This is a genomic window from Halioglobus sp. Uisw_031, assembly GCF_047729875.1.
Taxonomy (GTDB): Bacteria; Pseudomonadota; Gammaproteobacteria; order Pseudomonadales; family Halieaceae; genus Marimicrobium.
This window is the reverse complement of record NZ_CP159826.1, coordinates 1,780,153-1,792,543: the sequence shown is the minus strand read 5'-3', so window position 1 is coordinate 1,792,543 and position 12,391 is coordinate 1,780,153. Positions and strand designations below refer to the sequence as shown.

The window sequence follows — 12,391 nt, the reverse complement described above, 5'->3', positions numbered from 1 at the left end:
CGTTCGGGGTGGAGTGTTATGGTTTTACCAGCGCTTCCGCGGCGGTGTCTCTCCACAGTACCTTTCCGCCACTGACCGCGGCAATGTCCTCCAGCTGGTTTTCATGAGCGGTGAGTTCGGTCGGAGTCGCCTTAATAACAAGCAGTGATTCGCGGTTGCCGGACAGCCGAACAATGGGTTCCATGCGGGACTGGCCATTCTGATCGTTGCCTGACCCAGAGAGCTGCAACGCTGTCTGGCCGCCTGTAATGGCCAAATAGACATCGGCGAGTATTTCAGCATCCAACAAAGCCCCGTGCAGGTCTCGTTGTGAGTTGTCCACTTCATAGCGCTGGCATAGCGCATCAAGACTGTTGCGCTGCCCTGGGTGTTTTGATCGGGCCATTACCAGCGTATCGATAACAGTGCACCCATCCACCACGCTGCCTCTACTAGGTGACAGACGCTGCAATTCACTGTCTAGAAATCCGAGATCGAACGGCGCGTTATGAATAATCAGTTCTGCACCCTGTACGAATTCCATAAATGCGGCTGATATGGATTCAAATGCAGGCTTATCAGCAAGGAACTCACTGGTAATCCCATGCACCTCAAGCGCACCTTGGTCAATTGCGCGGTCGGGATTAATGTATTGATGGTAGTGATTGCCCGTCAACTTACGATTCACTAACTCGACGCAGCCAATTTCGATAATGCGGTGCCCCTGTGCAACTTCCAGTCCAGTTGTTTCAGTATCGAGTACAATTTGTCTCACGTCGGTTCAGTCCTTTTTTGTGGAACAGGGCACTTATTTCTGCAACGCATCGATACCGAGATTGGCCAGAAGATCTGCTCGTTCATTCTCAGCATGACCGCTGTGTCCTTTTACCCAATGCCACCTTACATCATGACGTTGATTCTCTTCGTCGAGGGCCTGCCACAAGTCTACATTTTTGACCGGCTTGCGCGCAGCGGTCTTCCAGCCTTTTTTCTTCCACCCTTCTAACCACCTGGTGATGCCATCTTTCACATAGACCGAGTCAGTAGTGAGGTCGACGCTGCAGCGTTGTGAAAGTGCTTTCAATGCCTCTATCGCAGCTTGTAATTCCATACGATTATTCGTGGTGTCCAGCGCGCCACCGTACAGCTCCCGTTCAACATCGCCGCAGCGCAGTAGTGCACCCCAACCGCCAGGGCCAGGATTACCGCGGCAGGCCCCATCGGTAAAAATTTCAACTTTTTTCAAGCGGTCACGTTCCCTTTGACTTTATTCGGTTTCTTTCGTGGATAGGGCGTCTGTGGCACAGGCATCGGCACAGGAGCCGACTTCGGCACCAAGCCAATAAGGCTACCACGACGCGACCGCAGCGTGCGGCGAGGACGGTGCGCCCCGGCAACCTGTTTAGTGGCATGCACGATATAGACACCACCTAACAGTAGATCATGCCGCGCTGTCCATGCATCAGCACGGGCGATCAACTGTCGTAGGCGTCCGCCACCAATGGGAGGAAGTGCATATAACCGGAAAATATCGAGCACTTCACAGCCCAGTAGATTCAACCAATCTCGCAGACGGCGCTCACTTAGCGGTCGATGCCGTGACCAAAGTGGATCGCGCAATATCCCACGTGCGCGCGTGTTACAGCCAAGCAGGCTATAGGGGTTGAAGCCAATGATCAGCAACTGGCCCTGAGGGGTCAATACACGCTGTATCTCACGCAGCACCTGATGTGGATTATCGGCAAACTCCAAGCAGTGATGCGCGATAATAGCATCAACACTGTCACTCTCAAGGGGCAGCTCACTGGGATCTGCCACTAATCCAATGCCGTCCCGTGGGTTGTCTGCACAATACACTCGGTGATTGATGGGGCTACCCTGACACAGGGGGCGTCCACCGGTTACGCCCAATTGTAATATGTGATAGCCAAACGAAGTGTCGAGCAGATCTTGCGTGGCAGCGCGAGCAGCCCCCATCAGATACTGTCCATTGTCTTTGGAATACCAGGATTCCAGTTGTTGGTAAATATCGTTACAATGCATCTGCATTACGGTGCTGCTTCTCCGCGTATCGCGTTGTGGGCTGCTCAGGCCGCAGGCCTTTAAATAATTATATTGATTCTACTGTATTTTCGCCGCTTTGGAATGCTATCTCATGTTGAATATCCAACCCATTACCGCTTTCGCCGATAACTATATCTGGCTACTCTACGATGACGCGACGCGACAGGCCTTTGTCGTAGACCCTGGCGATGCTGAGCCGGTAATAAGCACCTTACAATCTTTACACCTGGAACTCACAGGCATCCTTATTACGCATCATCATTTCGACCATGTTGGTGGTGTGCAGACGCTGTGTGACCGTTTCAAACCCGTCGTCTACGGCCCAGTTAACCCCAGTATCGAGGGTGTTACCAAGCGCGTCTCGGCAAGTGACACCGTCGATGTATTGGGGATGGCCTTCAGCGTTATTGAGGTACCAGGCCATACGCTGGACCACATAGCCTATTTTCATGACGGAGCAACCCCCGTCGTTTTTTGTGGTGACACTCTGTTTGCCGGCGGCTGCGGCCGACTCTTTGAGGGCAATCCACCAATGATGCTGCGGTCGCTGGAGTCGCTGGCCGCATTACCGCCAGCAACGCGGGTCTATTGTGCTCACGAGTATACACTTGCAAACCTGGCGTTTGCGCAGGCAGTGGAGCCGCACAACGAACCCCTGTCAGATCGCATCACTGTGGCCCAGGCCACCCGATCGCGCGGAGAACCGACTGTCCCCTCGGACATTGCACTCGAGCTTGCCACAAACCCCTTCCTGCGCTGTAATAACGCACGACTTCAGGCCTCGCTGCACGAACAGGGCAAATCTGCAGGGCACAGCACATTAGAGACGTTTACCGCCGTAAGAGCATGGAAGGACAGCTTTTAGACTATAACCCGAGACATTAGCAAGCCACTTTGCAGACCTCGCGGCACCTTATTTTACGGCTATATAGGAACTTAAAAATCATATATTTCAATTGCTTACAAAGACTATATATAGTTATTTCTATATTAGTTTTGACGGCTTGTCAATCTGTGCCAACAGACCGGTCACTCGCTGACTCTGCGGCATCCCCAGCGCCTATGCCGCCCGCTCCAATCCCAGCGCTAGTCACTGATGAACAGCCTGATGATGTATGGGAGCGAATCCGCCTTGGCCTGAATTGGCAGGAGATCGATCATGCGCGGGTCGACAAGGAGAGAGAGAGGTTTTTACGACAGCACAACTACGTGCCCGCAGCGCAAGATCGAGCTGATTACTACCTCCATCACATTGTCGAAGAGGTGGACAAGCGCGATATGCCGATGGAAATCACACTGCTGCCGATGGTTGAAAGCAACCTCGATCCCTTCGCGGCCTCCCACGCTGGTGCCGCAGGGCTGTGGCAAATTATGCCCAGGACTGGCAAGCATCTGGGTCTGGCACAGGACTCGTGGTACGACGGACGCCAGTCTGTGCGAGACTCGACCACAGGCGCGCTGGACTACCTCGAAAAATTGCACACGCGGTTCGATAACGATTGGCTTCTGGCGCTTGCAGCCTATAACTGTGGCGCTTCAAACGTGAGTCGAGCGCAGCGCAGCAACAAAGCAAAGGGATTGGACACAGATTACTGGTCGCTAGACCTACCCTCGGAGACTCTCAACTATGTGCCGAAGCTTCTCGCCCTAGCCCAGATCGTAGCTGACCCTCAAAAATTTAACGTCACAATTCCTGCCGTCAACAACTCGCCCTCCTTCGAAGTTGTCGAAATTAAAAGACCCATGCACTTTGTCAATGCGGCGCAAATGGCAGGCGTGGATATTGAGACGCTTCGCGCCCTTAATCCGGGCAGACTACGAGGGGCTGTCTCTGCTAACGGAACATCGGAGTTATTGCTGCCTATTGGCACTCTAGGCCAGTTTGAAGCCAGCATAGCGCAAGCGGATCCTGAGGAACTTATGCGGTGGGAGAGCTATCAAATACAACCTGGAGATAGCCTAGGGCATATCGCCGCACAATTTAATACTCGTGTCATAGTGCTACAGCAACTTAATGGCATGCAAGGCACTGAAATCCGGGCTGGCGATACTCTTAATATACCCATTAGTTTTACCGGATCCAGTGAACAAGCATTTGCCCAAGACTACCGGGTCCGCGAAGGGGACTCTCTTCACCGTATCGCGGACAAATTTCACATTTCGGTCAGTGATATTGTGATCTGGAATGCGCTGGATCCGACGGCATATATACGCCCCGGCCAACAACTTACTCTTTACGCCGCCGATGGCTAATACAAACATTGGGGTGCGCGTTTCATGACGGCCGCAGCACACGGGGCTCGCCATGAAACGCCCTATGGAGCGTTCCAACTGAACTGCTACCCTGCCCGCCCCAATGAACGGCTGGTCGCGTGGTGCAGTGCCGACACCTTACTACTGGAGGAAACCCACCGCCGCGGCATTCTCGGCTCAGGAATACTGGTAGTCAACGATATCTACGGTGCGCTCTGTGTCGCACTAGAACCTCACGCTTTATGGACGGATTCGGCGTTGGCTGTACTCGCGCTAAGACACAATGAACGCGCGAATAGGCGAACGCAGACCCGCATTGTCTGGAGCACCGAGGTGCCTCCCGCTGCGCCCGAGTTGGTGGTACTGCGAATTCCCAAACAGCGGCCGCTGTTCGAGTATCAGCTGTCCCGACTCGCACGCTTATTGCCAGAGCAGACAACCGTATTGGCCGCCGGCATGGACAAGCACTTGTCACCTCATACGGCAGCCATTTTAGAGCGCTATATAGGCCCCGCACAACGTCACCGAGGCCAGCATAAAGCGCGTCTCTTTAGCGCAATACGGGATGAGCGGAGCGCTCCAGAATATACTGGGATAGCGACTTATCACAGTGAAGCGTTGAGTGCAGAACTGTGCGGCCTAGCCAATGTGTTCAGCAGAGAGAAGCTGGACATGGGTACTCGCTTCCTGCTGGAGCAACTGCATACCTTGGCGCCCGCCGAGACACTCATTGACCTCGCCTGCGGCAATGGCATTTTGGGCCTAGTCGCTTTAAGGCAAGGCGTGGCTTCTAACATTGCTTTCTGTGATGAATCGGCAATGGCGGTGCGCTCTGCTAGCCTTAACGCAAGTCGAATCTTTCCGCAAGAGGCAAGCAGTGCCAGCTTCCACCAGGGTGATGGTCTCCTAGAGTACCGCAATAAGACAGCGCAAATCATCCTGTGCAATCCACCCTTTCATCTGCAGCATACCGTGGATGATTTTGCCGGCCGGCACTTGCTTCAACAGTGCAGCCAACACCTACAATCTCGCGGGCGACTTTACTTAGTTGCCAACAGGCATCTCGACTACCTGCCTACTCTGCGGCGTACATTTGACCGAGTGGAGAAGTTGGCCAGCAACGCCCAATTCAACATAGTATTGGCACAAAAATCGTGATCCCAGCGCCTCCATTCGGAGGTTGCATTGTGCGGGGTCTTGCGAGTATCTTGTCATCCCCCTTGTTGCATTAGAGCATCAAGATGATCTCAAAACTTGAAAAGGAATACGTTTATGAGCGATACAATGAAGACTCTCTCTCGCGCCGCTCGAACAGGCCTGATTGCACTCGTAGCACTTGCCTTACCGATGCTGGCACAAGCAGCACACCATGAAGAAGCCCAAGCCAAGCCTAAAGCCGAAACTCAGGCCAAAGTTCAAACCGGTGGTCGTGCAGTCGCAATGGAAGCCGAAGCCGAAATCACCGCCATTGACCTGAAGACTCGCCAGGTGACTCTGCGCGGCCCGGGTGGCAACACGTTTACGTTGCAATCACAAGATAAAGCGATAGCGCTAGAAGAGGTAAAGGTTGGCGATAGCGTCGTCGTCACTTACATTGCGGCCATGGAATCTGAGCTGCGCGTACCAACCGCAGAAGAGATCGCTGCGCCATGGGTTGAGCTTGATGAAGAAGCTGTGTCAGAAGACGCCACGCATCCAGGCATTGCTGATATGCGTGTCATCCGTGCGGTTGTTACCGTCGAAGGCATGAATCGTGTATCTGGCACCGTTACCGTTAAAGATTCTCGTGGCATGGTGCACATCATTGGTGATGTGGAACCAGAAAAAATGGAAGGCGTTAAGATTGGCGAAACCGCTGTAATCGTATTTGCAGAAGCGATTGCGCTCACACTGAAGCATCAGGCAGCGCCAGCAGACACTGCATCGGCAGAAACAGCGCCAGCCGCGAAGTAACCTAAAATTGCCCGCCGCCGCTTAGCGCTTGACGGCGGGCAAATCCAATTCAGGCATAGCATGCAGATACCCCAGAGCAGTAAAAAATAAAGCGCAGCGCAGTGGTTCCGTTACCAGCCCTCTCAGCGCATCGCGATAACATCGCAACTGCTCTAAATAAGTTGCGTTTTCTCTTGCTGCAAAAACATGCAGAGTCTCTTCTGGAGTAGGTCGACTGCTTTTGTAATCCACAATCCAGCGTTCGCCTGTCACATTGTCGACAAAACTACGATCTATGATAATGTCACGGAGGCGACCGCGCTCGTCAACCACCGTCAGTGGCCATTCACTGCGTGCATCAATGTGGTCATTGGATAATACCCATCGCCCGCTACTAGCGACTTGCAGTGATTGAGTTAAAGAACTCACAACCTGCTTAAGCGCGCCCTCAAGTACACCGCCCGACAAACCTTTTTGCTGCAGTGTCATTCGCCAACGTCGCCGATCTTGGGCGCTGATCTCTATGGGGAGAACTGCGCGAGCGGATAATTGCTCGAGTGCAAGGTGCACGACCGTGCCAATACTGCGCTCGACATGGTTGTCATAGCGCGAGGGAATATCTGTAATGTCTAGGGCTGAAGTCGGGTAGGAAAAAACTGTTTTCGCGTGTTTAGTATCACGTCGCAGTCGCGTCAATAGACGTTCGCTTGTTACTGAACTGGAAGCGATCAGCGCAGTGGGACACTCATGAACCGTCATCTGATGTCGCACGGTGTTCCATACGGGGCTCAACAAGGTTTGCTTTGACGGTTCACGAGGCAACCCGGTTTTTTCCTCATACTGGAAGCTCCACGTCAGTAGAAGGTGGCTCACTGCGCGTGTCGTGCCCACGTACAAAAGGCGAGTCGCCTCCAATAGCGATTTTTTCTGACGCTGTGCACGAAGATAGTTGTAAAGCGTCGGGGCATCATCCGCACTGTGATCGTCAGCAGCGAGTAAAAAGGAACGGTTGCCCTGCCCGTCGCTGTGCTCGTCCCAGAGTAGTATTTCCCGGCCATCGCTACGCGGAGCTCGGTCTAGCTGTGGAATAATGACACGGTCAAACTCCAGCCCCTTAGCTTTGTGCAGCGTCATCAGGTTGACTTTACTGTCCGGATCTCCTGCACGCATATACCGTTTCTGTAGGCGTACTACTAGCCAATCAACATCAAGGCCCACGCCCTCTCCTTCCGCTAACTCAAGTAACTGTAGAAAATCTTCTGCATCCTCCAAGCCTTCGACTTCCGCAGCACACGCGGGGCCGCCAAGCTCGACCCAAGCCTGCTCGACCCACACTCGCAATCCGAGTCGATCACGTTTTGCTCTGGCCTCGGCAAGGACTGGGAGCGTGTGCCGTAATCGCAGACTAGCGTCATCACTGATGACCTGTTGCAGTTCAGCACTGTGCAGACACGACCAGACCGAGCTGTGCGGTGCCGCGTCGCCACAACGGGTAACGGACAACAAATCAGCCAATTGCAGCCCACACCATGGCGCGCGTAATAACGCTACCCAGGCCAGTCGATCGGCGTCACTGGCGAGGGCGCGACAGAGAGTCAACATGTCAGCGATCACAGGAGAGCTGGCTAGGCTATCCAAATCTGGCGCGTTATAACTGACGCCTGATTGTTTGAGACGCTTGATGATTGGCTGTAGATGGCTTCTGGTTCGACCCAGCACGGCGATGCTATCGCGCCCGTTTTCGACACACTCTGCAATTCTCGCGCAGATATACTCGACCTCGTGAGCACGAGCGTCCTCACCGCTAAAAGCCTGCATCTCGACAGGCCGCTGTTGTCCCTGCGCACGCACAGCCTTAGCTGAGCTGTAGCTGACCCGAGCCCGGTCAACATCATTACTTGCGGGAAAGGCCTGACTAAACGTCTGGTTAACCCAGTCTACCAGGCCTTTATCCGAACGGAAGTTGCTGCGCAGTTCCAAATGCCGGAGTGCCACGCCGTTAAACCCCTCTTGTCGAGCCTTTAGAAACAGGCCGATGTTCGCGCCACGAAATCCGTAGATAGATTGCATGCCGTCGCCAACGATCATCAACGTCCGGTTGGCGTCTGGATTTTCGGCGTTGTACTCACCCCACCCACGCGTGAGCTTGTGCAAAACCTCATATTGATTAATGGCCGTATCCTGAAATTCATCAACCAATATATGCTCAATCTGATAATCGAGACGCAGCGCCAACTCTGTGGGTGCGTCATCTTCCCCCAGTGCCAGCAGAGCAGATTGTGTTACCTGACTATAATCCACTACACCATGCTTGCGAAAAACGAGTAAAAGCTGTGCTGCGAGCATCGGGAGTAACCGCGACAGGTGTAACACCAGTTGCCAGGAGAGGCTGTCTTGTTGGATCGCCGGCAGGATTCCGACGGACGCTAAACGATCTTCCAAACCGTCTAACTGCTGCAACTCAATCAGCATGGATTTAAGCTCTTTTTTGCGTTGCTCAAGTTCACCCTTGCCAGCGGGAAAGCCCTGTCGCTTGGTAATATTTTTGCGCCAGCTTCCGCCTTGCGTCATAAGCAGATTTTTGAGACTGCGCCAACCGGACAAATCAGCCGCTAACGTTCCAGGAAAATTGGATGGTACCGGTTCCGACAAGTTAGTCGCAGAAAATTGCAGCAGCTCCAGCAAGCCAGCCTCGTAAGGCACCAATAAAGACGCCAGCGCAGCGAGCTCGTCATGTACCAGTGACTCGACTGTCTCTATAAGATAGGCACCAGAGGCTTCCGGCTCATAATGCACTCTAATATATTCATGCCACTGTTCTCGGCGGCTCAGCATCGAAACCAATAATTCCTGTAAGCGCTCCCAATGATTGTCAAAATGCAGTAGCAACGCCGCAAGATCAGCGGCCAGAGGATGGTCTTCGTCTAACAGCTTGTACAACTCTACTACCGCCTCACAATAAAGCTGTGAAGCATCGCCGACAACGTCGGCCTGACCACCAAACTGGCTCAGAACAGGCATCTGCCGGGTGAGCCCCGCACAAAAACTGTCGATTGTTTTAATATTGAAGCGGGAGACATCGCGCAGCAGGTGCCAACCGCAGTCCTCATCGGCCTGCAGCGCCTGTTCGGCGAGTGACCGTGTCACCTGCTGGTGTGGACTATCGCAGGGAGTCCCCTCTCGGGCAGACTGCAACGCCGTCATCACCCGCTCGCGCATTTCCGCCGCCGCCTTGCGGGTAAATGTTATCGCCAGCACTTGCTCGGGACGCCGAACTCTAGGCAGCAAACTCAGATAACGCTGAATTAATAATTCAGTTTTACCCGATCCGGCCGGAGCACTGACACAAAAACTGCGCGTGGGGTCTATTGCCGCCGCGCGGGCTGGCGCATCGATGACACCGTTCATTCTAGTTCGAACTCCACTATTCCCCGCTGCGCATCGACTCTGCACAGAGGCTGTAATCCACACCAGGTGCAGGTGGTTGAACCGAGGGGATCAACCTGTGCTTCGCCCGTTATAAACCCATTCGCGAGGGCCTCAAGATTTTCTCGCCAGCGCGCATTCAGGGAGATCCAATCCTGCGCATCCATCTGCGCCTTCACCGCACGTGGAATATCGGTACTGATACCACTTGCTGCTTCCACCTCGCCAAGCCCAATGTATCGACAATCACGCGGACGAACCTGGGCAAATGCCAACGCTGCAGCCCTGCCGGGTTCCGCTATACTGTACAACAGAAGCTGCGGTTTGGCGGGTCTTTCACCTAGCCAATCTTGTACTTTGCTTTTACCCGATTTGTAATCAATGATCACACGAGAGCCATCGGGCAGCTGATCAACACGATCCACGCGCAGGCGAATCTTGAGGTGCGCCAACTCCAACGTAACGTCTTGCTCTCGTTGTACTACTGCAAATGTGCTGCGTTGACGTTCCACCTCAAGCCATTCATGCAGTAATGAAACTAATCGCCGAGACTCTAATCGCCAGTAAGCTTCACCGAGTCGTCGTCGCTGCCTCACGGGGGCTGCGTCTATAGCGGACTGGACCGCTCGCACGACGGCCTGTTCCTCCGTCAACGTGTCCAATGCCTGTAGTGCTGCGTAATCATCAATCTCGCCCCAAAGCGCATAAAGTGCATCGTGCAGTAACGAGCCACGCTGAGCGGCTGACAAAGCGAGAGTAAATGTACCCAATGGCTCGACCTTCAGCCGATGTCGTGCAAACGCTCTAAAAGGACACTGTGACTGGTCCTCCAGTAGACCACTGCCCCCCTTGATTGCGGATTGACCCTCTGCGCCCAAGGCGGGGGCTATCGAATCGCGCAGTGTTTCCAGCACGCCTGCGCTGTGCGCTTTCGCCCAGTGGCCTGAGACGGGTGATGGCTCCGCGATCGCCTCAACTGCAAAGCTGCTCAGCAATGCACTGGGCAACTCCGGAACCCCATCAATCTGACGACAGTAGCTAGCACGCATTGTCTGGCAGGCGCTTGCATAGCCACTCACCAGCGATTCGCTGAAGGCCCATTCACGCTCTGGGGTAGCATGGGGCATCTGCAATTGTGTCTGTAAAAAAACCGGGATAAACGGATTAGGACGCGGAGAAGCTGGCCAACTTGTCCCTTGCATACCGGTCAGCCATAAATGCTCAAAAGCGAGCCCCGCTGCCTCCAGAGGCCCTAGCACTTGAATCGGGCTATCTTCAGTTTGCGGTTGAGATATCTGTCGATGACAACAATCACGCAGCAACTGTAATGCCTCAGCGTAATGCATCGTTTCGCAGACCGAATCAAAGGTCTTAAACTCTTCGAGGGTCCGCTGCCACAGTTCCAGTTGCTGGTACTCCAGAGAATCCAGTCCTTGATTGCCCGGCCAACCAAACAGAGACAGTATGTTGCTGAAGTGTTCAACCCACCGCGAGGGCAACGCTGCCGGGCGCAACTCTCTCATTTCAGACAGGGCACGCAAGTACCGCGCCAGTACCAGCCCCCTTTCCTCACCCAAGCTCACGTTGGCTGCCGCGTAACGCAAGTCAGCAATTAGCAGTCTCTCGCTGCCCTCTTTATAAAGCGAGGTCACAAAACAGTGCGCCAGCGCACTTTGCGCATCGGGTAGAGCGAGGAATCGCGAACGCAACACATGAACAACTGCGTGCACTGTCGTGTGCTGCAGGCCCATTCCTAGCGTTGATAAGGCGTCACGCACGAGAGGCGCCTGGCCAAGAGCGATGCCGGTAGAAAAATTCACCGGCAAACTCGTGTAATTATTGCCGAGACAGTCAAACTCGCGTCGTAACAGGTACTCGAGCGGAATTCTGTCTCCACCCATGTCGCCTAGCACGATGCCAATAGTCGCCTTCGGATCAGCGTGGTGAAGATTAGCCGCCCAGTTTGCAACTGCCCCTAACTCCGCCCGCTTGTCACTAAAGGAATGCGCAAGGCATTTCGCGTGCTGTGAGACGGCGCTAAATCTGCTAACGCTCGCTCCAAGTGACTCGAGCACCGAGTGTTCTAGTGGAGTAATGTCTTCAAATTCTATCAGTGCCACTCGAGCGACCGGGAGTTGCCCCGTGATACTCAGCAATTGCGTCAGACAATCAATGGGCGTGCATTGGCTTTGCGCACTCAAACGTCGTTCAAACATTACTAACCACTGAAGGAAAGTGCCGCAATCCTGGTCTAATGCGAAAGATTGGCGCAGTCCCCGATCATTCATATCGACCTGCCATCGCTGTAAAGTATCGCGCGCATGACTGGCAATCTGTGCCGCGGCGTCAGGGCGCAACAGGTGATAGTCCGGGGACTGCTCTGCCTGCTCGCAAATTACCTGCCGCCAAAGCTCCAGAGTCTGATTCGGGTCAAGGGGCATAATGGGCGGCAAAAGGTCCAGATTGACAGCCAACTCCCATTGCCCCAACAGCCAACTCTCCAACGGCTGCACCGTAAGAGGCTCCCATACCTGCTCTCCGGCTGCCATACGCTGAGCATCCCACTCGGCTTTGATACGTCTGGCCAAACGGTAGTTAGGCGTTAGCAGTGCGCAGCCTTCCCTAATAAATGGCTCAAGCGGGGTAATATCGTAGAGGCCTTGGGCCAATTTACTCTCCTGAGACACGGTTTAAGTGCCTATGATGCCTACACAAAGCCCTGGGACTACTATAAAAT

General features: G+C 53.9%; 9 protein-coding genes. 4 read left to right on the top strand and 5 right to left on the bottom strand.

Going from position 1 to position 12,391, the window contains the following annotated elements:
- Positions 1–16: 16 nt before the first annotated feature.
- From dnaQ to ABXT62_RS08160, 3 genes are read right to left on the bottom strand one after another with little or no spacing between them, the layout of a single operon-like run.
- Entirely contained in the window at positions 17–754 is a 738-nt protein-coding gene (gene dnaQ / locus ABXT62_RS08170; protein WP_415358105.1) for a DNA polymerase III subunit epsilon, read from the bottom strand.
- A gap of 33 nt (positions 755–787) precedes the next feature.
- On the bottom strand, positions 788–1,225 hold the full coding sequence (gene rnhA / locus ABXT62_RS08165; protein WP_415358104.1) for a ribonuclease HI: 438 nt from the start codon (positions 1,223–1,225) through the stop codon (positions 788–790).
- Positions 1,222–2,028, bottom strand: coding sequence for a class I SAM-dependent methyltransferase (locus ABXT62_RS08160; RefSeq protein WP_415358103.1), 807 nt, complete (start codon positions 2,026–2,028; stop codon positions 1,222–1,224). Before ABXT62_RS08160 ends, rnhA begins: the two co-directional genes overlap by 4 nt.
- A 106-nt stretch (positions 2,029–2,134) precedes the next feature.
- Here ABXT62_RS08160 and gloB point away from each other — a divergent pair, with 106 nt between their 5' ends.
- The 4 genes from gloB (at position 2,135) to ABXT62_RS08140 (ending at position 6,249) form a co-directional block, all read left to right on the top strand.
- Positions 2,135–2,908, top strand: a complete 774-nt coding sequence (gloB, locus tag ABXT62_RS08155; RefSeq protein ID WP_415358102.1) for a hydroxyacylglutathione hydrolase — start codon at positions 2,135–2,137, stop codon at positions 2,906–2,908.
- A 149-nt stretch (positions 2,909–3,057) separates the two neighbouring features.
- Positions 3,058–4,296, top strand: coding sequence for a transglycosylase SLT domain-containing protein (locus tag ABXT62_RS08150; protein WP_415358101.1), 1,239 nt, complete (start codon positions 3,058–3,060; stop codon positions 4,294–4,296).
- 24 nt (positions 4,297–4,320) lie between these two features.
- Positions 4,321–5,454, top strand: coding sequence for a methyltransferase (locus ABXT62_RS08145; RefSeq protein WP_415358100.1), 1,134 nt, complete (start codon positions 4,321–4,323; stop codon positions 5,452–5,454).
- A 114-nt stretch (positions 5,455–5,568) separates the two neighbouring features.
- Positions 5,569–6,249 (top strand): hypothetical protein, encoded by a 681-nt coding sequence (locus ABXT62_RS08140; protein ID WP_415358099.1) that lies wholly within the window; start codon positions 5,569–5,571, stop codon positions 6,247–6,249.
- Positions 6,250–6,270: 21 nt separating this feature from the next.
- Here ABXT62_RS08140 and ABXT62_RS08135 read toward each other — a convergent pair whose 3' ends face one another.
- Together ABXT62_RS08135 and ABXT62_RS08130 are read right to left on the bottom strand one after the other, a co-directional pair.
- A complete protein-coding gene (locus tag ABXT62_RS08135) occupies positions 6,271–9,636 on the bottom strand; it encodes a UvrD-helicase domain-containing protein (RefSeq protein WP_415358098.1) in 3,366 nt (1,121 codons plus the stop codon).
- Positions 9,633–12,323 carry a PD-(D/E)XK nuclease family protein gene (locus ABXT62_RS08130; RefSeq protein ID WP_415358097.1) on the bottom strand — a complete coding sequence of 897 codons (2,691 nt, stop codon included), beginning with the start codon at positions 12,321–12,323 and terminating at the stop codon, positions 9,633–9,635. Before ABXT62_RS08130 ends, ABXT62_RS08135 begins: the two co-directional genes overlap by 4 nt.
- Positions 12,324–12,391 lie beyond the last annotated feature (68 nt).